A 25,168-nucleotide genomic window follows, 5' to 3' on the forward strand; every position below is an offset into this window, starting at 1 on the left:
CCAATCGCGGTTTCCACAGCTTTCCGAATACAATACTGTCGGCGGGAACTTGATCAGACGGATGGAGACACATGTCGCGCTTCGATGGATATTTCCTGCGGCAACAGCTGATTCTGTTCGGCTTTTTCACTCTGGTTCTGGTGGGGGTGTTCTGGATAACCCGGTCGGTCAGCCTGTTTGATCGCGTGATCAGCGGCGGGCAGTCGGCAATGGTGTTTCTAGAGTTCACCGCCCTGACCCTTCCCACCTTGATCCGAACCGTAATGCCGATGGCGGTGTTCGCTGCCGCTGTCTATGCCACCAATCGCCTGAGCCGGGAAAGCGAGTTGACGGTTATGCTGGCCACCGGGTCCAGCCCGTGGCGGTTGGCCCGTGCCGTGTTTCTGTTCGGGCTGATTACCGGGCTGATGATGGCTGCGATCAGTGTCTTCCTGCGCCCCGCGTCTGTTGATCAGCTCGAGCGACGTCAGGCCGAGGTTGCAGGCGATGTCACCGCCCAGCTTTTGAATGAGGGTGAGTTCATGCACCCGGCGGCTGGTGTCACGGTGTATATCGGGCGGATCGACTTGGATGGGACGCTGTACGAAGTGTTCGTCTCTGACCGTCGGGATGAGGATAACCCGGTCAGCTACTCAAGCAAAACTGCCTATCTGGTCAATCACGGTGCCGGGATACACCTCGTGATGGTGGACGGGGTTGCTCTGCGATTGACGCAAGAGGGACGGACGCTGTCATCGACCCTGTTCGAGGATGCGTCCTATGACATCTCAGGGATGACAAACGCCAACCGGATAAACAAACGCAGTCTCGAAGCCATTCCGACCCTAGAGCTGCTGCAAGGCCGGGACGCGATTATCGCTGCAGAAGAATTCCGCGAAGGTGAATTGATCGACGAACTGCATCAGAGGTTTTCGTGGATTGCCATATGCGTGGCGGTCGCGATGGCCGGATATGCCACTTTGATGCTGGGAAGTTTCTCAAGGTTTGGGCTCTGGCCGCAGATATTCGGGGCGTTTACGATTCTGGTTTTGCTGGAAGGCGTGCGGGGATTTGTGTCGCCCGTCGTGATCGACGACCCGGATTTGTGGATATTGCTCTATCTGCCGGCGATTCTGGGCATCCTGATTTCATGCGTATTTCTGTTGATCGCAGGTCGTCCGCTGTTTCGCGCCCGACGCCAAACAGCACCGTCTGCGGCCTAGCCCGGACCTCTGAGGTCAGTCACGCACCCCAGTACACTTTCCATGGCTGAGCTGTTCTTTCGGGCGATCAGGTAAACGGGCAGCAAAAGGTCGCGCGAGCCGGTCACGAGGCATAGATCGCCAGCGCGTAAGTACTCATCAACGAGATATTCGGGGAAATAGCCGGTTCCGCCTCTTTTGAGGATGTAGCGCAGGGCCATCATGCAGTTTCCCAAAAAGACCGATTGGGTCGACGCCTGTCGCGCGATCGACCGCACGTGATCCTGATAGACCTCTCCCAGTTCCAGATTAACGAAGACGGGGTCGTGCAGGTTGGTCGTCGCCTGAACCAATATCAGCCGTTCCGGGGCAAGCTCCTTATGCTCAACCCGCGCATCGGTTGGCTTTTCATGAGTCAGCGCCACGTCCAGAACATGCGTTGCCACGGCGTCGACCATATTCAGATCGTGATCATAGTTCAGCGTCAGCAAAATTTGCCCAAGGCGTTGTTCAAATCGCACTGCAAGGTCAACCAACAAAGGGTCCCAAACGCTGAGTTGCGCGCCCAAGCGCAGCGCGACCCGGTTCTGTGTCTGGGCTGGCAAATCGTGCGATGCAAACGACCAGAGCGATAGCATCTGTTCGGCATAGGGCCGGAATTGGCGTCCGAATTCCGTCAGCCTGGTGCCCCCGGCACCGCGTGTGAACAGGGGCTTTCCGGTTTCTTCTTCGATCAGCCGGATGCGGGCACTGACAGCCGTCTGGGTGACGTTCAGCTTTCGGGCGGCGGCGTGAAAGCCACCTGTTTCGGCAACGCACAGAAAGGTTTCAAGGGCTTTGGTTTGCATGTCGAAAGTATTTTTTGATTGTTTTGATAAAATCAATTCATTTTTTTGCAGTGTACCACTCGGCTATTCTGCCCCGCGAAAGTTAGTCAAAGGACCGCGACATGCTGGATAAAAGCCACAAGCCCACCTGGACCAGTTTCGAGGAGGCGACCAAGGCGGATTGGGACGCCGTGATGGAATATGAAGAAGCGTATAATGCTGCTCTGCCCGACCGTATTCTGGATGCGATCCGGTCGCTGGACGAAGACTGGACGCCCTATCCGGTGAACCGCTATCAGCACAGCTTACAGGCCGCGACCCGTGCTTTCGAGGATGGCGCGGATGAGGAACTGGTGGTTGCCGCCCTGATCCACGACACCGGCGATATCCTGTCGCCCTACAACCATGGTGAGTTGTCAGCGGCGATGATGAAACCCTATGTCAGCGAAAAGACCTATTGGATACTGAAACATCACTGCGTGTTTCAGGGCTATTACTACAACCACCATCTTGGCGGCGATCGCAACGCGCGCGACAAGTATCGCGACAGCCCTCACTGGGAGGATTGCCGTTATTTCTGCCACGAATACGACCAAAAGGCGTTCGACCCGGACTATCCGACCAAACCGCTGGAGTTCTTCGAGCCGATGTTGCGCCGTGTATTGAACAGGGGCGAAGGTCACATGGAGTTGAACGAAACGGCCGAGGGTTAACAGGCCGCCATCAGCCGATAGACGATTTGCGCGGCGGTAAAGTCCCAAGCCGCGTTGCCATCGGGGGCCAATTCGACCACGTCGAAACCCACACATCTGCGGCCTTTCAAGGCATGTTCGACCAGCCGCAGGGCTTGGTAGTAACCAAGCCCGCCCGGAACAGGCGTGCCGGTGGCTGGCATTTGCGAGGGGTCCAGCCCGTCCACGTCAAAGCTGACATAGACCAGTTCGGGGAAACCCTCGGGCAGGTCGACGGCGTGGATGTTGCCGGTGACAAGTTCCTCGGCATCCACGTGGAAGACATGGTTTTTCAGGCGGCTTTGGGCTTCTTCGGTGGAAAAGGCGCGGACGCCGAACTGGGCCAGTTTGATGCCCGCCTCGGCCAGCAGGTGCATGACCGACGCATGTGAGTGTTTCTCGCCCTGATAGGCGTTGCGCAGATCGGCATGGGCGTCGATCTGCACGATCCCGATGGGTTGATTCAAAGCCCGTGCCACGCCCATCACCGCCCCGTAGCTGAGCGAGTGCTCACCGCCCAGTGTGACCGGTACTTTACCCGCGCGAATGGCGGCTTCGGTGCGTTCGGCGAGGCGTTCCATGATCTCGGGCAGCGGGCCGTCGCAGTCCAGTGGGTCTTCGGTGTAGATGCCTTCGACGCAAGGTTCGGCGTGGCCGGTGATGCGCTCCAGCTCGTTGCTGGCTTCGATAATGGCTTCGGGACCTCTGGCGGTGCCCGAGCCGTAGGAAACAGTTCGCTCCAGTGGCACCGGGATCACGCGGAAACGGGCGTCTTCGGTGCGCTCGGACGCGGTTAGTTCACTGTCGAGGAAAATGCTCATGAGAGGCGGTCCTTAAAGTCGTCATAGCCGAACTGTTTGATGATCTTCAGCTCGTCCGTTTCGCTGTTCCACAGGGCGATGGTTGGTAGAGGCACGCCGTTGAACGTGTTGGTCTTGACCATCGAGTAGTGCGCCTGATCGAGGAATGCGAAGCGCTGGCCGATCTCCAGCGGTTTGTCCCATGTGTAGTCGCCGATCACGTCACCGGCCAGACAGGACGGCCCGCCCAGACGATAAGTATGGCCTGTGTCGGCCTCGTCCATCAGGGCGGGGCGATAGGGGGCTTCGATAACGTCAGGCATGTGGCAGGTGGCTGAGATATCGGTGATCGCAAGGGTCATGCCGTTGGTCGGCAGATCGAGGATTTCGCCCACCAGAATACCCGCGTCCAGCGCGACGGCCTCGCCGGGTTCGAGGTAGACATCGACGTTGTAGGTTTCGCGGATGGTTTTGATGAAAGCGATCAGCCCCTCGCGGTCATAATCGTCGCGGGTGATGTGATGGCCTCCGCCGAAGTTCAGCCATTTGAGTTGGGTGAGGAAGGGTTTGAGTTTTGGCTCAATGGTGGCCCACGTGCGTTGCAGGGGCTCGAACCCCTGTTCGCAGAGCGTGTGCATGTGCAATCCGTCTACGCCTTTCAAGGTCTCGGCAGTCAGTTGGCTGACAGGGGTGCCGAGGCGTGAGCAGGGCGCGCAGGGATCGTATTTGGGAATCTCGCCCTCGGAATGTTCGGGGTTGATGCGCAGGCCGACCTGAACCTTGGCGGCTTGGGCCTTGGCGAGGAACCGTTCCTTTTGCGCAGGCGAGTTGAAGATAACGTGGTCGGAGAGCGCAAGGATTTCGTCGATGTCAGAGTCTTTGTAACCGGCGCAGAAGGTTGCGACCTCGCCGCCATATTCCTCGCGGCCCAGACGCGCCTCGTAGATACCACTGGCGCAGGTGCCGCCGAGGTGCCGGCGTACCAGCGGAGCGAGCGAGAACATGGAGAACGCTTTGAGCGCGGAAAGGACATGTGCGCCGGAGCGGGCGCCGACATCGGAGAGGACACGCAGGTTCCGCTCAACCGCCTTTTCGTCAACCACAAAGCAGGGGGTGGGGACGCGGCTGAGGTCGAATTTGCGGAAGGCACCGGCGTCGCCGGCCTGTGTGGTCATCATGTCGGACATATCAGGCGTCTCCGATTGTGGAGAGGCCGGGGGGCCAGCCCCCCGGACCCCCCGGGATATTTTTGGCCAGATGAAGAATTCGGATCAGAATTCGACCGGCCCGTCGAGCTCGTGGACCTGCCAGGGCAAGCCGTGGGTGTTCAGCATGTCCATGAAGTCGTCCGGGTCGAGCTGTTCCATGTTCCATACACCCGGTTCGGTCCAGTTGCCTTTCAGCACTTGTGCCGCGCCGATCATGGCGGGGACGCCGGTGGTGTAGCTGACGGCCTGGGAGCCGACCTCGGCGTAGCATTCCTCATGGTCGCAGATGTTGTAGATGTAGAAGGTTTTTTCGCCCGAGCCGTCTTTGGCCTGGCCTGTGGCAATGTCGCCGATGCAGGCTTTGCCCTTGGTTTCTGCGCCCAGATCGCCGGGATCGGGCAGCAGGGTTTTCAGGAACTGGATCGGGATGATTTCCTTGCCGTCATGCATGACCGGATCAATGCGGGTCATGCCGACATTTTCCAACACTTTGGCGTGGGTGATGTAGGCGTCGCCGAAGGTCATCCAGAAGCGGGCGCGCTCGATCTCGGGGAAGTGGGTGCTGAGCGATTCCAGTTCCTCGTGATACATCAGGTACATGTTCTTGGGGCCGATGGCGGGGAAGTCAAACTCGACCTTATGGGTCATGGCGGGGGAGTGTTTCCACTCGCCATCTTCCCAGTGGCGCACTTCGGCCAGCACTTCGCGCAGGTTAATCTCGGGGTTGAAGTTGGTGGCGAATTCCTGATCGTTGCTGCCGCCATTGGCGTCCAGAACGTCGATCTGGCGGATCGTGTCCAGTTTGTGTTTCTTGAGCCACTTGGCAAACACGCTGGTCACGCCCGGATCGAATCCCGAGCCGAGGATGGCGGTCAGGCCGGCCGCTTTGAACCGTTCCTGATAGGCCCATTGCCAGTGGTACTCAAACTTGGCCTCATCCTCGGGCTCGTAGTTCGCGGTGTCGAGATAGTGGATACCGGCCTCAAGGCACGCGTCCATCAGCACCAGATCCTGATAGGGCAGGGCGAGGTTTACGAGAATTTCGGCGCCGGTGTCCTTGATCAGCTTGACCGTGTCCGCGACCTTGTAGGCGTCCAGTTCGGCGGTTTTGATCTCAACGCCTACGCGTTCTTTCACCGATTTGGCGATGGCGTCGCATTTCGATTTCGTGCGGCTAGCCAGAGTGATTTCGGTGAAGATGTCCGAATTCATTGCCATCTTGTGCACTGCAGCGTGGGATACGCCGCCAGCGCCGACAACCAGTGTTTTGCCCATGGGGTCGTCTCCTTCTTTATTCGTAATAGGTGTAGCCGTTTATCGAGTCGCGATAGGCGCTCATGAGGGTTTTGCGGTCTTTGGCTTTCAGAGTACCGGTCGAGATCGCCTCGTCCACCATTTTGCGGAAGGCGGCGACGCAATCGGTCGGGTCGAATTCCACGTAGGACAGTACTTCTGAGATCGTGTCGCCTTCTTGTTCGTGCAGCAGGTCGAAGCCGCCGTCAGGTCGCAGGTCGATGGTGACGACGTTGGTGTCTCCGAACAGGTTGTGCAGATCGCCCAGCGTCTCTTGATAGGCGCCGACAAAGAATACCCCCATGAAATACTCGTCATTCGCGGGTAGGGAATGCACGGGCAAGCTGGGAGATACTCCATCGGCCAAAATGAACCGGTCGATCTTGCCATCGCTGTCGCAGGTGATGTCCGACAGGACCGCGCGGCGGTCGGGTGTTTCGTTCAAGCCTTGCAGCGGGACGATCGGGTGCAGTTGGTCGATTGCCCAGACATCGGGCAACGACTGAAACAACGAGAAATTGCAGTGATAAATATCAGCCACTTTCTCAAGCTGGTCGTCGACATCCGTTTCCAGAGTGTCACTTGCGGCCAGTGCCTTGAGGCGGGCCATCAAGGAAAGGTAGATGCGTTCCGCACGGGCCATCTGGCGCAGGTCGACATAACCGCGCCTGAAAAGCGCGCGCAACTCGTTACGGTAGAATGTGGCGTCGTTCCAACATTCCTGAAGGCGGTCTTTGCTGAGATAGCCGTGCACCGCAGCGAGGTCAGCCACGAGATGGTGGTCGTCTTGTTCGACTTCAGGACAGTTTGGTGCATCGTACAATGTGCTTTCCAGTACGTTGAACACCAACATCGAGGATGTCGCGACCACAGCCCGGCCACTTTCGGTTACCAGTGTCGGATGGGCGACTGCGGCTTCGTCCATTGCGTAGGCGACGGTTTCCACCACATTGGCGCAGTATTCCTCGACCGTGTAGTTGATCGAGTTCTCGGCGGCCTTCTTTTCGCCCGTGTAATCCACACCCATGCCACCGCCTAGGTCCAGGTGGGTCAACGGAACGCCTTCACGCGTGAGCTCGGTGTAATAGCGGCACGCTTCTCCGACGGCGCGGCGCACATCGTTGACGTCCTGAACCTGCGAGCCGAGATGCGAGTGCTGCAGTTTTAGGCAATGTAGAAGGCCAGCCGCTTTGAGCTTGTCCACGACAGCCACCAGTTGATCGGTATTCATGCCAAAGGCGGAACGGTCGCCGGAACTTTCTTCCCACTTGCCGCTGATCTGGTTGGTCAGTTTCACACGAACGCCAATCAGGGGTTCTATGCCAAGCTCATTATATGCCGCGATGACGGTGTCGGCTTCTTTGGGGCTTTCCAGGACGATAACCGTGTTGAAGCCGATCTTGCGGCTGAGGATCGCAAGCTGGATAAATTCGGTGTCCTTTACGCCGTTGCAGACGATGAGCGCCTCGCTTGCCAGTCGATGGGCCAGTGCAATGACCAGCTCCGGCTTGGACCCTGCTTCGAGGCCGTAATTGTACTTTTGGCCAAAGTCGACGATCCGGTCGATCACCTGAGCCTGCTGGTTCACCTTGATAGGAAAGACGCCACGATATTCACCCTTGTAGCCAGTGCGAGCGATGGCCGCTGAGAAACTGTCGTTGATATGGGCGATCTCGTTTTCCAGATACGAACTGATACGCAGGATCATAGGAGACTTGATGCCTCGTTCGTCCAGATCGCTGAGAATTCCGGGCAGGCTGATCGCGGCCGTTTGCGGGGACATCGGGTTGCGCAGACCGATCTCGCCCTGCTCTGTCACCTCGATGAGGCCCTTGCCCCATTTATCAACCCCATAGATGGAATGCGGTGCGTCGGGCGTCTGTTTCAATCAAGTCAGTCCTTAACGTAGGGGTGCAGGTCTCGCGCCCGCCAAATACGGCAGCAGCTTGATTCTTCCAAGTGTAATCTATGTTGCGGGGTTTGCCGAATTCACGCGGAGTGCCAGACAGGGATCAGGTGATTGTCCTATTGACAGGTCTGACGCGCCAAAGCCCGTCGCACCGTCCCCAAGCGTCCCATTATGCCCTGGCTACCCTTGCGTGCAGATGCTCGGACCGCATACGTCCTTCAGGGCGAATGCAAGGGCAACGACGACCGCGCGCATTACAGGCTCTCGAGAAATCGAATGAGCGCCGCGCGGTCTGGCCTTGGCATGGATACCACCCTGTCCCGAGCTGGTTGTGCTTCCCCGCCGTGCCAGAGGATCGCCTCCAGCACAGATCGGGCGCGGCCGTCATGAAGAAATTGAGTGTGCCCCGAGACCTGTCTGGTCAAACCGATCCCCCATAGTGGCGGGGTGCGCCACTCACGACCTGTCGCGCGTGCCTCGGGCCGATTGTCTGCCAGTCCGTCGCCCATGTCATGCAGCAGCAGGTCGGTATAGGGCCAAATCAACTGGAAACTATGCTCGGGTCGATCTTCCATCCGGTGGGTGACGTGCGACGGCGTGTGACATGAGGCGCAGCCTGCTTCATGAAACACCTGTTTGCCGTGCAGTACTTGTGGATCGTCCGCATCTCGCCGCTCGGGCACGCCGAGGTTGCGACTGTAGAATGCGACCAGGTCCAAGCCCAGTTGGTCGATTTCAAACACGCGGTCGTCCGAGCCTCCGTGAGGGGCGTTCACACAGTCGGCCTGCAACTGGGTGCAGTCTCCGTGGTTCGCGGGGTACAGCGGGCTTGAGATGCCGATGTCGCCCGCAAAAGCTGCTGCTGATTGCTCCACGATGGTCGGTAAGCCTGCCTTGTGACCGAAACGGCCCATCATCGGCTCGCCATATTCTACGGACCAGACAATATTTGGCCGTCCCGATATCCCGTCACCATCGGCGTCATCGGGGTCTGCTTTCGACAGTAGATCGGCGACCGGGATCGCCTCGAGCAGCCCCAGCCCGATCATTTGCGGAGCAACGCGCGGGCTGATCATCGCTTGGGGGTGTAGTGGGCCATATCCCAGGTCGGCAGCTTTATAGACCGGGTGGCGCAGCGTCGCGACCTCTCCGTCCGATAGCGTGACTGGAACGTCCCGGTACGTAATGTCCAGTCGGTATTCCGCCGGATGACCCGGCAGGGACAGATCCTGCAACTGACCGCCGTAGTTCGGTTCAGGCGAGGTGGCGATATAGTCCTTGATCTCGTCCACTGTGTTCCCGCCGGGGATCGAAACACGCAGGAACATCGAAACAGCGTTATCCGCTGGCCCGTTCGGTGTGTGGCCACGCCCGTCCTTTATGTGGCAGCGTTGACAGGAGCGCGCATTGTAAAGCGGCCCCAAGCCATCAGAGGCCAGCGTAGAAGACGGAGACGAAACCCAGATCTTTTTGAACAGCCCGTTGCCGACCCTGAAGTCCAGCTCTTGCTCGAACTTTAGGTTGCCCGAGGGTTGCGAGAATGCGTCCTGGTCCGCGCGCAGACGGACAGTGGCAGCCCCGGCGGGCAGTTCCTCGAACCGTTGTGGCGCGTCGAAACGCTCGGGTGCCGCTGTGACGCTTGCAATCCGGGCTTGTTCGTCCTGAGTTCGGGGTTGGAAGTTTAGGTGCAAGTCCTGCAGCTCGGCTGACAGGGACGGCGCGGCCGCAAAAACGGCCGCCACCGCAAGAGAAAGCCTATTCGCCTTCGTCCATTTTCGATGCGTTGAGTTGCGCATAATTGGCTTCGCCAATCCTTTCATACAGATCAAGCTGCGTTTCGAGGAAGTCGATGTGGCTCTCCTCGTCGCGGATCAATTCCTCGAACAGAGACATGGACGCATAATCGCCAGCCTCGCGGCAGTATTCACGCGCCTCTACGTACAAAGCCCGAGCATCGTTTTCGGCGGCCAGATCACATTCCAATGTTTCCTTGGGGTTTTGACCGATCCTCAACGGGTCCAGTTTTTGCAGGTTGGGGTGGCCCTCCAGAAAGATGATCCGCTCGATCAACTTGTCTGCGTGGCCCATCTCCTCGATGCTTTCTTCGCGGCTTTTCTTGGCCATATGACCAAGACCCCAATCCTCTTGCAGCCGATAGTGCAGCCAATATTGACTGACCGCCGTCAATTCATGCCGCAGGGACTTGTTGAGATACTCGATTACCTTGGGATCGCCCTTCATCTACACTCTCCTGTGTTTCTTCTGTGCGTAACGCACGAAGCTGCATGGGGACTTCCAGATTATCGCTGGCACGCATCGTGTCTAGGAAAAGCGGCATACAGCCACCACAATCCGCTGACTTTCCAAGAGCATGGTAAATCTTGCCGGGTGTGATGATTGCCTGTTCGTCAGACGACCGCATCCAGTCGATCGCGGCGCGGATGTCGTGGTCGGTTATGTTTGTACAATGACATACGATCATGACGACTCGCCGATCTTTTGATTTCTTACTTAATTAGTCGGTTATTCAGCGCGGGTCCAGCCGCAAGTTGCGTATTCACTTGGCCAAGCAGGGAAGAAGCGCGAAACGTTCCGCGCTTCGGCACTAGGCCACCTTACTGGAAGACGGCATCCGGGTTGTCCAAGCTGTCCGAACCTTCAAACGCGACTTGGTCCAGTTTCAGAGTCGCCACGATGCGTTCAATCGATTTTGTCTGGTCAATCAGCCCATTTACGCCCGCCATGATCAGCTGCTCTCCGCCTTCGTTGCCGCGCTCCAGCATTTGGTCATATGCGAACCCGGACTCAGCAGTCGCCTTCAGGCGTCCCAGAGCTTGCATCGTATTGGCCAACTTGACCTTCATTTCTGCATCCAGCTCTGGGTTCGTCACGCTCAGCAGATCAGAGAGAGACGCGCCGCCGACCGGAGTGCCATCAATGCGGGTATAGCTTCCCAGATAGACGTTCTGGATGCCCAGCCCGTCATAGTAGTGGCTGTTGTGAGTATTGTCCGAGAAGCAATCGTGCTCTTCCTCAGGGTCATTCAGCATCAAGCCGAGACGCATCCGCTCTCCGGCTTGCTCCCCATAGGAAAGTGAACCCATGCCGGTGAGGATCGCGCTGATCCCTGCGGTTTCGTTGGCTGTCAAAGCCGCACGTGCCTCGCCGCCTTCTTTCCATTGCTCTGCCATCCACGCCAGATCACTGACCAGCAGGTCCGTTGCCGCACTCAGGTATTGCGCGCGACGGTCGCAATTGTCCCCTGTACACGCGTCGCCCTGCACAAAGTCCGTGAAGGGACGGTTTCCTGCGCCAGAACCGTGGCCGTTCAGGTCCTGGCCCCACAACAGAAACTCAATGGCGTGATAGCCGGTTGCAACATTGGCCTCGATCCCATCCGCTTCGTGCAGGGTGTCACTCAGAAGGGCCGGGGTGATCTCGCCGGCGTCAATGGTTTTGCCTGAAAGGTCAAAGCTGGGATTGGAGATGACGTTCAGGGCAGCGAACGCGTTTTCGTCGTTTGCGCCGCCGTAGGACGCATCGACATAGTCGATCAGCCCTTCGTCCAACGGCCACGCGTTCACCTTGCCTTCCCAGTCATCGACGACAGCGTTGCCAAAGCGGTAAGCCTCGGTCTGCTGGTATGGCACGCGCGCGGCAATCCACGCGGCTCGGGCGGCGTTCAATGTTGCGTCCGACGGATCGGCGATCAAATCGTCTATGGCGGTCCCAAGCGTCTTGGCGGCGATCAGGCTATCTTCGTATTTTGCCTGGGCAATGTCGGCGTAGGTCGTCAGGATTTCCGACCGGGAAGGGCTTCGTCTGCGGCAAGCGCGTTTGCAGCGGTCAGCGCAAGCACGCTGGCCAAGGTAATAACTCTGATCATCTGAGTCAGGTCTTTCGATTCAGAAATGGAGATTGGCGCGCTGGCATGGGCTGGCTGACTATTAACTGAGTGAAATAGTCAACATTGTCAACCGAAGTTTCGCAATGGCGGCTTCGCGCCCGGAACGTTTTATGCCTCCCCATATCTGGTGGGGCAGAAACGTCTTCCTTGCGATTGTGCCTTGGGCATAAAAAATTTAAATAAATCAACGTATTTCGTTCAAGGTGTAGCTGTGAAGATTAGATGCTCTTTGGTTGCTTTGGTCTTATTTCCCGTAGTCGCCATCGCCGAAACCCTGCCAGAGATGATTTCCCAAGCAGAGGCTAACCATTTGGATATCGCCATTTCCGGGGCGCAATTCTCACTGTCCCTGACTATCTCAGGTTCCGACATTTTCGGTGACCAAGACGTAGCCACGGACCACAGGTCCAAAGTGGCCATCGCGGTTTCAAACCTCTCCAGACCGTTCGACCTGTTTCAAACCCCGCGCGAGGCCGGATGTGTTGCGACTTCTGCCAATGTGACGCTTGCGGGTGCCGGCTTGGGGCGCGGTGCGATGGCTGATCAAGCTGAAAAAGCTGCGGTTGGCCAAGGTTTTCATGCGGACTATGCGATAAATTGCAGAAACATTGATGCGGTCCAGCATATTCGTTTTACCTATTTTGACCGCTTCCCGAACGCAGAGAAACTTGTGGTAAAAGTCATGGGAACAGGGCCGAACCTATTGCAGGAGGTAACGCGCGATAGTCCAATGTTGGACTTTGCCGCGACCCAAGGTCTTTGAGGTCAAACACCAAACCCGTTTACCTGTCTTGAGGCGACTAAGATCAAATATACGCCACCAAAGCACGGAGTCTTATGAGGATTTTGGCGAGAATCGCGAATGGCCCGGCGTCTGGGCTATAGACCGTGGCCGAGCCGACCATGCCAAGCTGCGCGGCGTGCTCAGGAAGATCATTGGGCCAATCCAGCATGACAAGAACCTCAGACGCGGATCCCACGGACGCTGCGGAAAGCAGGTCAGAGCTTACGGGGATTTGGCCCCCAGCGGTGCCGGGGGAAACAACCGAGATGCCAGACTTCATGATCGCGCCGGGCACCGCGTCAAGAACCAGTTCGGCAGGCATTCCTGCCTCAAGCACAGCGGACCCGTTTTGACGGAATACCCCAACCAGCCGCAGTGATCCGGTCTCGATAAAGGGCATGACGGACCCTGTTGATCGGACTTGATCGCCGGGGGACAGGTTCACCGCGGTGACGATCCCTTCCTGCGGAGCGCGGACAGTCGTGTCAGACAGGTCTAGCCGCGCTATTTCAAGGCGCGCCTCGGCAGCTTCGAGAATGGCGCGGCTTTCGTCCAAGTCCTGTTGCGAGATCGAAAGCCCCGGGTTTTTCTCAAAGGCGGACTGTTGTCTGTCCAAGGTGAGTGTTGCGATCTCAACTTCTGCTTCGGCTTCTGCCACGACAAGTTGATACGGGGCCGGGTCAATTTGGAACAGGACCTCTCCGGCGGTGACGGTCTGGTTGGCCACGACCGGGACATCCACCACCACTCCGTTCACCGAAGGGGCGATTTCGACCACAATACCCATGACCGCGATCCGGCCCGAAGGGGTCTTGGTGTTCAACTGCGCGACGACATACAGACAGATCAGCAACCCAACCAAGCCCGAGGTGATCTTGCTGGACCGCGTCCAGGGAAGCAGTTTGAACTTGAAGAAGACAAGCCAGATAAGCCCGAAGTAAATTGCGAGGATTATCAGCATTTCAAATCTCCTGCCGATTGGTACGTTTTAGTCCAGCGTGCCGTGCCCGACGTCAGCGCGAATGGAACAGGTCGCGGAAACTCTGCCTCATCGGAGGCGTCCTAGGTTTTGTTTTCTTCACTTGCAAACGCAGAAGCACCGAAAGACATAGCCAAAATTCCGGCGGCTATCAGCGTGTTCATCAGGATACTCCTTTGAGAGGGGCGGGCGTCAGAAGACAATGCGCGTGCGAAGACTGAACAGCGCGATGCTGTCCTGATCGGGATTAAGCAGCGGGTTGGAGATGAATTGGGCGGACGGCGTTATCTGAAGGCCCGGCGAAATCGAGAACCGATAGAACGCTTCGAGCGTGAACTGATCTCCGTCGATGCCGCGCGCCTCGGCCCAGTTCAGGCCCACACCGGCAAGGTCCGTGTTGCGCCCATAATACCCGATGCCGGTCGAGACGGAACGGTCGTACAAAGCCGCCGTTCCTTTTGAGGCACCTGCGCGGAAGAACGGCATCCACGTGTTGCCAACGAACCAGGCTGCGGAAAAGGCGGCACCGTAGTCTTCGGCGCGGCTTCCGTCCTCTGCGGCGTCTGCATGCCAAAGGGTCAGGTGCACATTGTCAAAGTAGATACGATCAAAGGCAGAGGTATAGCCCAGTTCCAACGACTTAAAGAGGTTGCCGTCGCTGAATACGTCGAAATCAGGGTCGGACGGGTCCGCGTTAGCGTCGGCGATGCTGGCCACCGCGTAAAGGTTACTGCTGAGTTTAAGCCCTCCGGCGATCCCAAGCCCCTGATTGGGCGTGTTGATCGTGGGGTTTGTGTTGAAGGCAAGGTTTTGAAAACCGCTGTAGGGGCTGACCAGCCCGTAGATATCAACGAAATCCGTCACGTCGATTTGCCCGACCTGCAAGGTCCAGGCCCCGTTCTCGGCGCGTTGGGTCCAAAAGAGATTGGTCAGCAGAAGCCCGCTATCGTTGAACGCAGTGCCGGTGATGGACAACGCGCCTCCGTCCAGTCCCAGAAACTGCGGTGCGACGTCGGTATAACTGTGGCGATCTTCGATCTTGAAGGTCAGCGACCCAAGGTCGCTTGCTTGCCAGCTCCCATAAAATCGAGCGATGCCACCGGCGGCTTCGGCCTCGCCCAGATCAGCATTCGTTGTCTGCCCAAGTGCGAGATAGTCGATGTTAAACCGAAAGCCATTCTCGGCAAGGCGGTCCTTCCACGTAAACCAGTTCGGTGCGATATTGCGTGGAAAGTCGGATCGGTATTGCGGGTCGGTCAGCCCGTCACCGGGCTCAAGCTCAGCGCCTACGGAGGACGGTCCGGACAATCCCTGCGCCATAGCTGCTGTGCCGCAAGCCATGAACACCAGTGAAACGCCGAGCAATCTGATCATCCCGAACCCCTCGGGCCAGCGGATAGGCAAGCGTCACTCCAACGTATTCTTGTAGATCACCCCGTCTTTCATGATCAGGCGAATGGTCTCGGGGCTTTCGGGGCGTGGATCAGCACCGAACCACTGATCACCGGTGCCAACCACGGAAAATCCTCTAGCGGGTTGCCGTCGATCAGCAGGATGTCGGCATAAGCGCCTTCTTCGATCACACCCAATTTGCCCGCAGGGTAGGGGTTCATGAAGTCGCCGGACAAGGCAACGATCTCACCACCCGTCGAGGTTAGTGTTGTCATGGACACGAAGGGGCCGAAGAAATCGTTGTTGAGCTTCTTCTCATACGCGATCTGGATATTGCAGGCGTCGACCGAGCCGACACAGTCGGTTTGAAACCCGCGTTTGACAGGGCATTCCTTCATGTTGTCGATATAGCCAGCAAAGGTTTCGGACGCAGACTTGGCCTTGGCAAGACTGGACGGTACGCTGGCAACAGCCGGAATTTCCAACAGGCCGGGGTCGAACGCGGTCAGATTGGTCGTGATGTAAGCGTCTTTCTCGTTCATCAGTGCGGCGATCTCGCAATCGAAGGAAAACCCGTGTTCGATGCTTTTGACGCCCGCGTTGAGCGCATTCATGATCGCCTCTTTCCGATAGGAATGCGCCATGACGTAACTGCCGTATTCACTGGCAACCTGCACGGCGGCCTCAATCTCTTCGGGCGATCCAGCCAGCAGTTGCCACGGATCAAAGGCAGACACCACGCCGCCCGACTGCATGTATTTCAACTGCGTCGCGCCCATCCGAAAGTTGTTGCGGCCAAATTTCTGAACGTCCGCAACGCTGTCAACTTCCTGCGCCATGTTCAGGCGACTGAAATTTGTCGACGCGCCGGGCGGAGAGGTAAAGCTGGCAAAATCCGCGTGCCCGCCCCGCGTGCCTAGAAACGCACCCGAGGGATAGTAACGCGGGCCAAGTATTTGCCCTGAATCGATGGCCCGGCGCAGTCCCCCATTCGCGCCCCCGGCGTCGCGTACAGTTGTGAAGCCCTGCATCAGGTACATCTCGGCCATACGTGTGCCGTGGATGCCGAAATCCTCCCACGTTGCGTTGGCTTCCATCACGGGAATGCTTGGCCCCATCAGCATCAGATGCGCGTGCGTTTCGATGAATCCCGGCGTTAGGGTGCGGCCTTCACCGTCGATCACGGTCGCATTGGGCGCGTCTATCTGTGAGGTCGAGACAGCTTTGATCAGGTTCCCTTCAACCAGAACGCTCGCGTTTTCAATCCGTTGTTCATTCACGCCATCGAAGACATGCACATTGGTGAAAAGCGTCTGTTCGGGCGCTGCGTCCTGCGCAAGAGCAGGGCCAGAAAATACCAGTGACAAGAATAGGCCGAACTTAAGGAACCGCATCCATCCCTCCCGATTATGTGGTTCAGAAAAACTTTTATATTTTTGAATATGATAGAGTGTTTACCGCCAAGCCAACGGTCAAAACCGGGCCTGCTTTGCCCAATGATGCTCAATGCCGTTTCACATGGTGAAGCGTGGCCCAGAGTTTCAGTGCGGTTGCTCTTGGGCGACCGACAGACAGCGTTTTCTTTGGAACGCGCTATTGAGAAAACCGTCGCTCAAAGCCTTGCTTGTTTCTTGAGGGCGAAGTTGCTTTCCGGCCAGTGAAACCTGCCGAAAACTCTGTCGGACGACTGCTGCCTATGTGTTTTCGATTAGGCGCGTGAAATTTATTTCAACAAATTAAGTGATTTATTTTCAACGTGTTGCGGTGAGTTTGGTGAGTTTTGAGGGCAAAATGAGGTACGAACCTCAAAAATATCTAGACTTGAGGTACGCACCTCAAATAGCCTTGAGGGTATGCCGCGATTCGCACATCCTCGATTGACGGCGAAAAAAGGGAGGAATGGATGACTTACACAAAACTGGCCTCTGCCAGCGCATTAGTCTTAGCCGCTACTACTCTTTCGACAACGGCAAAGGCCGAAGATCTGACGCTGTGTTGGGCGGCGTGGGATCCGGCAAACGCGCTTGTCGAACTGTCCAAGGAATTTGAAGCGGAATCAGGCCACACAATGAACTTCGAGTTTGTGCCGTGGCCGAATTTTGCAGATCGGATGCTGAACGAGCTGAACTCGGGGGGCAAGCTCTGCGACCTGCTGATCGGAGACAGCCAGTGGATCGGCGGTGGTGCTGAAAACGGCCACTACGTGAAGCTGAACGATTTCTTCGATGCGGAAGGCATCAGCATGGACGACTTCGCGCCTGCGACCGTCTATGCGTATTCGACATGGCCGAAGGGCACGCCGAACTATTACGCACTGCCTGCGATGGGCGACGCGAACGGTTGGTTCTATCGCAAGGACTGGTTCGAGAATCCCGAAATTCAGGCAGCCTACAAGGATGCCACCGGGCAAGACCTAAGAGAGCCGCAGTCACAGAAAGAGCTGTTGCAGATCGCTCAGTTCTTCCAGGGCCGTGAAATTGACGGAAAGACGGTCTACGGTGCGGCGATCTTTACCGAACGTGGTTCGGAAGGGATCACGATGGGAGTGACCGGTGCGCTGTATCCTTGGGGGTTCAAGTACGAGAACACTCCGGGCTCTTATGACATGGAAGGGGCCGTGAATTCCCCCGAAGCAGTTGAGGCGTTGGAATTCTACAAGGAATTCTACAAGACCGCGACGCCTCCGGGCTATACGAACTCGTATATGGGTGAAAGCCTGGATGCCTTCAAATCCGGCCAGGTTGCGATGGCGATGAACTGGTTCGCGTTCTTCCCCGGTCTCTATGCCGATCCGAATACGGGTGGTGACAAGATCGACTTCTTTGTGAACCCGCCGCAAAATCAGGCCGGCTCGACACTGGGCGGTCAGGGGATTTCAGTCGTCAGCTATTCCGACAAGCAGGATGCGGCGCTGGATTACATCAAGTGGTTCTCACAACCCGAGGTACAGGCAAAGTGGTGGGAGCTGGGCGGATATTCCGCGCATAACTCGGTACTGGAAGACCCGGGTTTCGTGGACAGCCAGCCGTTTGCAGGTGATTTTCTGGAAGCGATGGCAGGCGTTCAGGACTTCTGGCAAGAGCCAGCCTACGCCGAACTGCTACTGGCGATGCAAAAGCGCATCCATGACTATGTCGTTGCCGATCAGGGCACTGCGCAGGAAGCGCTGGACCTACTGATCGAAGACTGGACGGAAGTCTTCGAGGACGAAGGCAAACTGTGATCCGGAACTAGGGCCGGAGCGGGCACGTGCCCGCTCCACCTTCACCCGTGAGCCCGAAACCGACAAGAACTGGCAAAGAAATGTCTGACAGGACCATAGATCGCGTTGCGCAGGCAACGCCCGTGCGAGTTGCGCGAAAAATCCGGGGATTATCCGACCGAGCGATCGCGTGGATATTCATCTCTCCAACGATTTTTCTTCTGCTTGCGATCAACATCTTCCCGCTGATCTGGACCATTCAGCTGAGCTTTACCAACTACAAGGCCAACCGGATCGGGCGTGAAGTCAAAGATGTCGGGCTCAGGAACTACGAACGTATCCTGACAGATTCCGACACCTGGCTGAACATGCAGGCGACCGCGCATTTTCTGTTCTGGACCATCTTTTTCCAGGTGCTGATCGGGTTCACGCTGGCTTGGCTGATCAACAAGAAATTCAAGGGCAACGATCTGTGGACCACGATCATCGTGCTGCCCATGATGTTGTCACCGGCGGTTGTCGGGAACTTCTGGAAATTCCTCTATCAACCTCAGATCGGCTTGTTCAACTACATCGTTTCCTGGTTCACAGGCAAAGACCCATCGAGCTTTGAGATGCTGGGCTCGGTGCAGTTGGCACCTTGGGCGATCGTGATCGTGGACACGTGGATGTGGACGCCATTCGTGATGCTGATCTGTCTGGCCGGTCTGCGCAGTATCCCCGACTATATCTACGAAGCCGCAGAGATCGACCGGGCCAGCAAGCTACGCCAGTTCTTCACGATAACAATACCGATGGTGCTGCCGTTCCTGATGCTGGCCGTTTTGTTCCGCGGGATCGAAAACTTCAAAATGTTTGACCTTGTGGTTCAGTTGACCGGCGGCGGGCCGGGCTCAACGACCGAGCTGACCTCGATCAATCTGAAACGGGAAGCCTTCGAGAAATGGCGCACGGGCTACGCCTCGGCTTACGCGATCATCCTGTTCGTGACGGTCTTTGGGCTGGCGTCGATCTACGTGAAGGCACTGAACAAGGTGAAACAAAGATGAGCAGTTTCTCGATCACCGAACCCACAAACCGATCCAAGTGGATCGCCGGATTTCTGGTCATCTCTTACGCGCTGATCACCATGATCCCGTTGGTTTGGATCCTTCTGACCGGTTTCAAATCTCCTGCTGACGCGATCAGCTATCCGCCGAAGGTTGTCTTTGACCCGACACTGGAAGGCTACGTGAATCTGTTCACCACAAGAACGCGGCAAACGCAGGAATTTCTGGACGCGAACCCACCGCAGAACTGGGCCGACGAGATTGTCAGGCAATATGACATGGTAATTGTCGGACCTTCCAAATTTGGTGAGCGGTTCATGAACTCGGTGATCATCGGGTTTGGATCGACTTTCCTGAGCATTTTTCTGGGCACTTTGGCGGCCTATGCCTTTAGCCGTTTTAAGGTTCCGCTCAAGGATGACCTTCTGTTCTTCATCCTGAGTACGCGGATGATGCCGCCGGTGGCCGTGGCCATCCCGATTTTTCTGATGTTCCGTAATCTTGGGCTAAGCGACACGCATCTTGGGATGATCCTGCTTTACACAGGCGTGAATATTTCGCTGGCGGTGTGGCTGCTGAAAGGGTTCATCGACGAAATTCCGCGCGAATACGAAGAAGCGGCGCTGATCGACGGCTACACGCGGTTTCAGGCTTTTTACAAGGTTGTCCTGCCACAGGCCGCCACAGGCATCGCGTCCACTGCGATATTCTGCCTGATCTTCGCCTGGAACGAATACGCCTTTGCCGTTCTGTTAACGTCGGCGAACGCGCAGACCGCTCCGCCATTTATTCCTACGATCATAGGTATCGGTGGCCTTGACTGGCCTGCGGTTGCCGCCGGCGCGACCCTGTTCCTGATCCCCGTGATGATCTTCACCATCCTGATGCGCAAACACCTGCTGCGCGGGATCACATTCGGAGCTGTGCGCAAATGAGCGATTTTCTGACAGGTCTCATCCGACTTCGCCGCGGCCCTTGGGAAATGGTCGCAACCATCCTGATAGCCTTGGGTGTCTTCATGCTGATGCAGCCCTTTGTTCTGTGGGCGTTCACCTACTCTTTCATCGTCACGCTGATTGGAACGGTCATGTTCATCATCGTCAGCCATTTCCCGGAGTAAAAATGGCCCAGATCGTAGTCAAAAACGTAAAGAAGATGTTCGGCGATTTCACGGCGGTCCGTGAAAGTTCGTTCACGATCGAAGATGGTGAATTCTTCATGCTGCTTGGGCCTTCGGGGTGTGGAAAGACCACGACGTTGCGGATGATCGCAGGGCTCGAGCTTCCGACATCAGGTGAGATTTACTTGGATGGAGAGGAAATTAGCCAAAGACCTCCGTCTGAACGGGACATCGCTTTTGTCTTTCAGATGTTCGCGCTCTACCCGCACATGAACGTCCGCAAAAATATCAGTTACCCTTTGATTTCACAGGGGATGTCCCGTGCAGCGGTGAAGGACAAGGTCGAAGAGGTGGCGGGAATCCTGGGTATCCGAGACATTCTCGATAGCCCTGTAGGTGGTCTTTCCGGCGGCGACAGACAGCGCGTTGCTCTTGGGCGCGCCATCGTGCGTGAACCCAAGGCATTTATGATGGACGAACCGCTGGGCGCATTGGACGCCGAGTTTCGTGAGCACATGGCAGAGGAGTTGCGGGCGCTGCATGATCGAATGGGGGCAACAACGGTTTACGTCACTCACGACCAGCTTGAAGCCATGCAGATGGGGGACAAAATCGTCGTGATGAACAACGCGGTGATTGAACAGTTCGGGACGCCGCAGGAGATCTACGACAAGCCCGCTACGATGTTTGTGGCGAATTTTATCGGATCGCCGTCGATGAATTTCCTACCGTTTCAGGGGCAGGTCGGACCTGGTTCCGACAAGGTGCGTTTGAACGGTCATGATGAGGTCGTTCCGGCGATGCGGGAAGGTGCCCAAGGCGACCTGGTTTTTGGCGTCCGCCCCGAACACGTATTTCTGTCAGACGACAGTGACTATCGCGCCAAGGTGCTGGCGGCGGAATACCTGGGCACGACCCAGATCGTAACCCTGCAGAGCCCGAATGGTGAACTCAAGGCCAGGATCGACGCGCGGGAAACCGTGCGGGCCGGTGAAACCGTGGGGCTGGAGTTTCGATCCTCGACCGTGACTTTGTTTGAACAATCAAGCGGACGCGCCCTGCGTTCGGAGCTTAACGATGAGGTTCTGAAAAATGGCTGAAGTCGTTCTTGAAAACATCTCAAAATCCTTTGGCAACGTGAAGGCGGTGGACGGTATTTCAATGACGATACCGGATGGAGCCTTTGTCGTGCTGTTGGGGCCGACCGGTGCCGGTAAGACCACAACGCTGCGGCTGATCTCGGGTCTGGAAAAGCTGGATTCCGGTTCCGTGCGGATTGCGGGTCGAGATGTCGGCTTTGAAACACCCGCGCAGCGCGATGTGGCGATGGTGTTTCAGCAATACTCGCTCTATCCGCATATGACGGTCAGAGAAAACCTGTCCTTTCCCCTGCGCTCTCCGATCCTGCAGACCCCCGAGGATGAGATCACGCGCAAGGTAAATGAGATCGCCGAGATTCTTCAAATCCCGCATAAGCTGGACAACAAGGCGACAGAGCTTTCAGGCGGAGAGATGCAGCGCGTCTCGATCGGCCGTGCGCTGGTGCGGGATCCTCAGATCTTTCTGATGGACGAACCGCTGAGTTCGCTGGACGCCAAGCTGCGGGCGGATCTGCGCGTGGAGCTGAAAAGAATACAGGCCGATCTGGGGTCTACGCTGCTGTACGTGACGCACGATCAGGTGGAAGCCATGACAATGGCAACCCATATCGGGGTTTTGGAGGAAGGCCGACTGGTTCAATACGGAACGCCCCGGGATATCTATGAAAACCCCGGCAGTGTTTATGTCGCCAGTCGGCTTGGGCTGCCCCGGATCAACATTCTTCCATCCGACCTGTTTGGCGGCGACCACAAAGGCCCACAGATTGGCCTGCGACCTGAGAATATCGTCGAAGGCGAGGGGACTGATGCCCGTGTCATCCGGGCAGAGCACCTTGGCGACCAGACGCGGCTGCACCTTGATCTAAACGGTCATCCCGTCGTGACCCTGATTGATGTGCATCAGGATTATCCTGCTGGAAAGATTGTTAAAATCAGACCGCAAGACCCGCTTTATTTTGACGCCTCAGGCGCACGAGTAAATTAAGGAGCAAATGCATGGCCCAGTTCCTCAATACCAAAGAAACTCTGGTTACAGATGCCATCGACGGCCTTCTTTCATCCTCCGGGGGCGCGTTGACGCGGTTGGATGGATACCCGCACATCAAGGTCGTTTACCGGTCGGATTGGGACAAGTCCAAAGTCGCGTTGGTCTCGGGCGGGGGGTCGGGGCATGAACCTGCGCATGCAGGTTTCGTCGGGGCGGGAATGCTTACGGCAGCGGTATGCGGTGAAGTGTTCGCCTCGCCATCTGTTGAGGCTGTGCTTGCTGGTATTCTGGCCGTAACGGGCGAAGCTGGCTGCCTGCTGATCGTCAAGAACTACACCGGTGATCGTCTGAATTTCGGTCTTGCAGCAGAGCGCGCGCGTGCCCTTGGGCGCAAGGTTGAAATGGTGGTGGTGGACGACGACATCGCCCTGCCTGATCTGCCGCAGCCTCGTGGCGTGGCGGGAACGTTGTTCGTGCACAAGATTGCAGGCGCTCTGGCAGAGAGCGGCGCAGATCTGGACACCGTGACCCGGGCTGCAAAGGACGTGATCGGCAAGGTTGTCAGTATCGGCATGAGCTTGGATACATGCACCGTTCCGGGATCGCCAAAGGAAGAGCGGATCGCACCGGGCAAAGCCGAGCTGGGCCTGGGCATCCACGGCGAGCCGGGGGTTGAACAAGTAGATTTTGCGACGGCTTTGACAGCGATGTCCACCGTCGTCGAAAAGCTCAGGCAACGTGTCGGGGCAGGTGAGTGCGTGGCCTTGGTGAACAACCTTGGATCGACGACTCCGCTGGAGATGGCCGTTTTGACACATGCGCTGGCGGAAACCGGGATTGCGGGTCACATCATTGGGCCTGCGCCGATGATGACATCGCTGGATATGCATGGGTTTTCCGTGTCGGTATTGCCAGTAAATGGCGAGGACCTCGCGGCCCTCGAAGCGCCGGTGACGCTTGCCGCGTGGCCGGGCGTGAACTCAATCGACCCGGTCAAAGTCGCGCCGTTGCCGGACGGACTGACTCCGATTGATCCCATCCCGTCGAATAACTCCAGGACCAAGGAAACCCTCATCCGGGTGTCCGATCTGCTGATTGACGCCGAAAAAGACCTGAACGAGTTGGACGCCAAGTCGGGTGACGGGGACACGGGCAGTACCTTGGCAACGGCAGCTCGTGCACTGCAGGGCAGTCTTGACCGTATGCCGTTGGCGGACTTGACCCAGTTGTTCCCGGCGCTGGGTAACGAGTTGAGCCAGACCATGGGCGGCTCATCCGGTGTCATTCTGGCGATTTTCTTCAACGCCGCCGGTGACGCCTGTGCCAGCGGGTCTTCCATTCCCAAATCACTTGTCGAGGGTTTGAACCGGGTTAGTCAGGTGGGTGGCGCAAAGGTCGGAGACCGCACCATGATTGATGCCTTGGCACCGGCGTTGAACGCGCTGCCGTCCGGTCTTTCACAAGCGGCAAAGGCGGCGCGGGAAGGTGCTGACACGACAGCGAAAATTCACCGTGCCAAGGCCGGCCGCGCAGCCTATGTTCCCGAAGAAAACCTGATGGGGCATAACGACCCGGGTGCCGAAGCCGTCGCATTGTTGTTTGAAGGTTTGGCGCAGGAGATTGAGGGCTGAGCAAAACGTGGAAGACCAAAAGCAAAAATTGGAACTGGTGAGAAAGCCAACGGTGAACGACATTGCGCGGGTTGCCGGTGTCAGTTTGGCCACGGTTGACAGGGTGCTGAACAGGCGCCCTGGCGTAAGGGCCGTCACTGTCCAAAAGGTGCACAAGGCAATAGATGAACTGGGCTACGTGCGCGACACTGCTGCGGCAAACCTTGCCCGAAAGCGTGTTTATAACTTCCTTTTTGTTCTGCCCGATACGGACAACGAATTCATAGAAGCGCTGAGTTCCCAGATTATTGAGCAGTCAAGGGACCAGTTTATCGAAAGAACGCGCCTGTCCATCAGCAAAGTTGCTCCGTTCGAGCCACAGGACATTGTCGAGATTCTGGATTCTGTCGATAGCCGCGAGGTTGATGGATTGGCAGTTTTCGGCCCCGAAACACCTTCGGTCCGCGATGCTGTCAAAAGGATTCGAGACAAGGGCGTGCCGGTCGTCGCCTTGGTGTCAGACCTGCCAAGTTCGGACAGGGATCACTTTGTAGGCATTGATAACGTATCGGCCGGCCGTACTGCTGCGCAGCTCATGGGGCGGTTTGTGCACCGAAAAGGGAAAGTTCTGGTCCTGACCGGATCGCGTCTGGCGCGGGACCATCTCGAACGCCGCCAGGGGTTTGACCTCGTGGTTGCAGACGAGTTTCCACACCTTGAGGTTGTCGCATCGGTCGAGGGTCGTGACGACCCGACGCTGATTTACAAGATGATGCCAGAGATTTTCGAGACCTACCCGGATCTGGTTGGCATCTATTCCTCTGCGGCGGGCAATGCCGGGCTTATCCAGTTTCTTTCGGAAAGTAAGATCAGCAAGGATCTGGTGATCATCGCGCACGAGCTTACTCCGCTGAGCCGCGAGGCGTTAAAGCGGGGAACTTTCGACGCCTTGATCTCACAGGACTCGGGTCACATCGTGCGTTCGGCCGTTCGCTTGCTGCGCGCGACATCGGACAAGGTTCCGTTCAACAAGGCGCAGGAACGTATTCGCATCGACATCTATCTAAAGGAAAATTTGCCGCCGTAAG

Annotated in this window: 22 protein-coding genes and 1 pseudogene; 11 read left to right on the plus strand and 12 right to left on the minus strand. The window is 57.1% G+C overall.

The features are described from left to right. Nucleotides 1-71: 71 nt before the first annotated feature. The gene (gene lptF, locus ACR0KS_RS13435; protein WP_170566406.1) at nucleotides 72-1,202 is read left to right on the plus strand and encodes an LPS export ABC transporter permease LptF; all 1,131 of its coding nucleotides are present in this window, start codon (nucleotides 72-74) and stop codon (nucleotides 1,200-1,202) included. Here the strand turns inward: lptF and ACR0KS_RS13440 are convergent. Continuing rightward, complete coding sequence (locus tag ACR0KS_RS13440; protein WP_170566408.1) at nucleotides 1,199-2,029, minus strand: LysR family transcriptional regulator; 831 nt, start codon at nucleotides 2,027-2,029, stop codon at nucleotides 1,199-1,201. The two genes, lptF and ACR0KS_RS13440, sit on opposite strands and share 4 nt — an antisense overlap. A 101-nt stretch (nucleotides 2,030-2,130) precedes the next feature. Here ACR0KS_RS13440 and ACR0KS_RS13445 point away from each other — a divergent pair, with 101 nt between their 5' ends. Continuing rightward, on the plus strand, nucleotides 2,131-2,721 hold the full coding sequence (locus ACR0KS_RS13445; protein WP_170566411.1) for an HD domain-containing protein: 591 nt from the start codon (nucleotides 2,131-2,133) through the stop codon (nucleotides 2,719-2,721). Here ACR0KS_RS13445 and speB read toward each other — a convergent pair. From speB to ACR0KS_RS13485, 8 genes and pseudogenes are all read right to left on the minus strand, one after another. Then, a complete protein-coding gene (gene speB, locus ACR0KS_RS13450) occupies nucleotides 2,718-3,560 on the minus strand; it encodes an agmatinase (protein WP_170566414.1) in 843 nt (280 codons plus the stop codon). The genes ACR0KS_RS13445 and speB overlap by 4 nt on opposite strands. Next, nucleotides 3,557-4,726 carry a carboxynorspermidine decarboxylase gene (gene nspC / locus ACR0KS_RS13455; RefSeq protein ID WP_170566417.1) on the minus strand — a complete coding sequence of 390 codons (1,170 nt, stop codon included), beginning with the start codon at nucleotides 4,724-4,726 and terminating at the stop codon, nucleotides 3,557-3,559. The genes speB and nspC overlap by 4 nt, the downstream gene beginning before the upstream one ends. An 84-nt stretch (nucleotides 4,727-4,810) precedes the next feature. Continuing rightward, complete coding sequence (locus ACR0KS_RS13460) at nucleotides 4,811-6,022, minus strand: saccharopine dehydrogenase family protein (protein ID WP_170566420.1); 1,212 nt, start codon at nucleotides 6,020-6,022, stop codon at nucleotides 4,811-4,813. A gap of 16 nt (nucleotides 6,023-6,038) precedes the next feature. After that, nucleotides 6,039-7,928: a biosynthetic arginine decarboxylase gene (gene speA / locus ACR0KS_RS13465; protein ID WP_170566423.1), complete on the minus strand. Its 1,890-nt coding sequence runs from the start codon at nucleotides 7,926-7,928 to the stop codon at nucleotides 6,039-6,041. Between the two features lie 275 nt (nucleotides 7,929-8,203). Further along, on the minus strand, nucleotides 8,204-9,745 hold the full coding sequence (locus ACR0KS_RS13470) for a di-heme oxidoredictase family protein (RefSeq protein ID WP_170566426.1): 1,542 nt from the start codon (nucleotides 9,743-9,745) through the stop codon (nucleotides 8,204-8,206). Beyond that, nucleotides 9,705-10,190, minus strand: a complete 486-nt coding sequence (gene bfr / locus ACR0KS_RS13475) for a bacterioferritin (protein WP_170385373.1) — start codon at nucleotides 10,188-10,190, stop codon at nucleotides 9,705-9,707. Before bfr ends, ACR0KS_RS13470 begins: the two co-directional genes overlap by 41 nt. Then, on the minus strand, nucleotides 10,138-10,431 hold the full coding sequence (locus ACR0KS_RS13480; RefSeq protein ID WP_170416811.1) for a (2Fe-2S)-binding protein: 294 nt from the start codon (nucleotides 10,429-10,431) through the stop codon (nucleotides 10,138-10,140). The genes bfr and ACR0KS_RS13480 overlap by 53 nt, the downstream gene beginning before the upstream one ends. 133 nt (nucleotides 10,432-10,564) lie before the next feature. Further along, nucleotides 10,565-11,752, minus strand: a pseudogene (locus ACR0KS_RS13485) (imelysin family protein); the annotation flags it as partial. Between the two features lie 264 nt (nucleotides 11,753-12,016). On the opposite strand from ACR0KS_RS13485, the gene ACR0KS_RS13490 reads away from it, so the two are divergent. Further along, nucleotides 12,017-12,619 carry a ZrgA family zinc uptake protein gene (locus ACR0KS_RS13490; RefSeq protein ID WP_170803200.1) on the plus strand — a complete coding sequence of 201 codons (603 nt, stop codon included), beginning with the start codon at nucleotides 12,017-12,019 and terminating at the stop codon, nucleotides 12,617-12,619. Between the two features lie 43 nt (nucleotides 12,620-12,662). On the opposite strand, the gene ACR0KS_RS13495 is transcribed toward ACR0KS_RS13490, so the two are convergent. The 3 genes from ACR0KS_RS13495 to ACR0KS_RS13505 form a co-directional block, all read right to left on the minus strand. Beyond that, complete coding sequence (locus tag ACR0KS_RS13495; protein ID WP_170566432.1) at nucleotides 12,663-13,601, minus strand: efflux RND transporter periplasmic adaptor subunit; 939 nt, start codon at nucleotides 13,599-13,601, stop codon at nucleotides 12,663-12,665. Between the two features lie 210 nt (nucleotides 13,602-13,811). After that, nucleotides 13,812-14,993 carry a carbohydrate porin gene (locus ACR0KS_RS13500; protein ID WP_170566435.1) on the minus strand — a complete coding sequence of 394 codons (1,182 nt, stop codon included), beginning with the start codon at nucleotides 14,991-14,993 and terminating at the stop codon, nucleotides 13,812-13,814. 74 nt (nucleotides 14,994-15,067) lie between these two features. Continuing rightward, nucleotides 15,068-16,405 (minus strand): metal-dependent hydrolase family protein, encoded by a 1,338-nt coding sequence (locus ACR0KS_RS13505; RefSeq protein WP_480693238.1) that lies wholly within the window; start codon nucleotides 16,403-16,405, stop codon nucleotides 15,068-15,070. 509 nt (nucleotides 16,406-16,914) lie between these two features. On the opposite strand from ACR0KS_RS13505, the gene ACR0KS_RS13510 reads away from it, so the two are divergent. The 8 genes from ACR0KS_RS13510 (at nucleotide 16,915) to ACR0KS_RS13545 (ending at nucleotide 25,167) form a co-directional block, all read left to right on the plus strand. Further along, nucleotides 16,915-18,234 carry an extracellular solute-binding protein gene (locus tag ACR0KS_RS13510; RefSeq protein ID WP_170416819.1) on the plus strand — a complete coding sequence of 440 codons (1,320 nt, stop codon included), beginning with the start codon at nucleotides 16,915-16,917 and terminating at the stop codon, nucleotides 18,232-18,234. Nucleotides 18,235-18,314: 80 nt separating this feature from the next. Continuing rightward, nucleotides 18,315-19,262, plus strand: coding sequence for a carbohydrate ABC transporter permease (locus ACR0KS_RS13515; protein WP_170385397.1), 948 nt, complete (start codon nucleotides 18,315-18,317; stop codon nucleotides 19,260-19,262). Further along, entirely contained in the window at nucleotides 19,259-20,197 is a 939-nt protein-coding gene (locus tag ACR0KS_RS13520; protein WP_170385400.1) for a carbohydrate ABC transporter permease, read from the plus strand. Before ACR0KS_RS13515 ends, ACR0KS_RS13520 begins: the two co-directional genes overlap by 4 nt. Then, nucleotides 20,194-20,382 carry a hypothetical protein gene (locus tag ACR0KS_RS13525; protein WP_170385403.1) on the plus strand — a complete coding sequence of 63 codons (189 nt, stop codon included), beginning with the start codon at nucleotides 20,194-20,196 and terminating at the stop codon, nucleotides 20,380-20,382. The genes ACR0KS_RS13520 and ACR0KS_RS13525 overlap by 4 nt, the downstream gene beginning before the upstream one ends. Before the next feature lie 2 nt (nucleotides 20,383-20,384). Continuing rightward, entirely contained in the window at nucleotides 20,385-21,482 is a 1,098-nt protein-coding gene (locus ACR0KS_RS13530; protein WP_170416825.1) for an ABC transporter ATP-binding protein, read from the plus strand. Further along, nucleotides 21,475-22,467, plus strand: coding sequence for an ABC transporter ATP-binding protein (locus ACR0KS_RS13535; RefSeq protein WP_170485654.1), 993 nt, complete (start codon nucleotides 21,475-21,477; stop codon nucleotides 22,465-22,467). Before ACR0KS_RS13530 ends, ACR0KS_RS13535 begins: the two co-directional genes overlap by 8 nt. 11 nt (nucleotides 22,468-22,478) lie before the next feature. Further along, the gene (locus ACR0KS_RS13540; RefSeq protein WP_170566439.1) at nucleotides 22,479-24,101 is read left to right on the plus strand and encodes a dihydroxyacetone kinase subunit DhaK; all 1,623 of its coding nucleotides are present in this window, start codon (nucleotides 22,479-22,481) and stop codon (nucleotides 24,099-24,101) included. Nucleotides 24,102-24,153: 52 nt separating this feature from the next. Then, nucleotides 24,154-25,167: a LacI family DNA-binding transcriptional regulator gene (locus tag ACR0KS_RS13545; protein ID WP_480693239.1), complete on the plus strand. Its 1,014-nt coding sequence runs from the start codon at nucleotides 24,154-24,156 to the stop codon at nucleotides 25,165-25,167. The last annotated feature ends 1 nt before the right edge of the window (nucleotide 25,168 follow it).

The sequence above is a fragment of the Ruegeria sp. BC7 genome, from assembly GCF_056539165.1.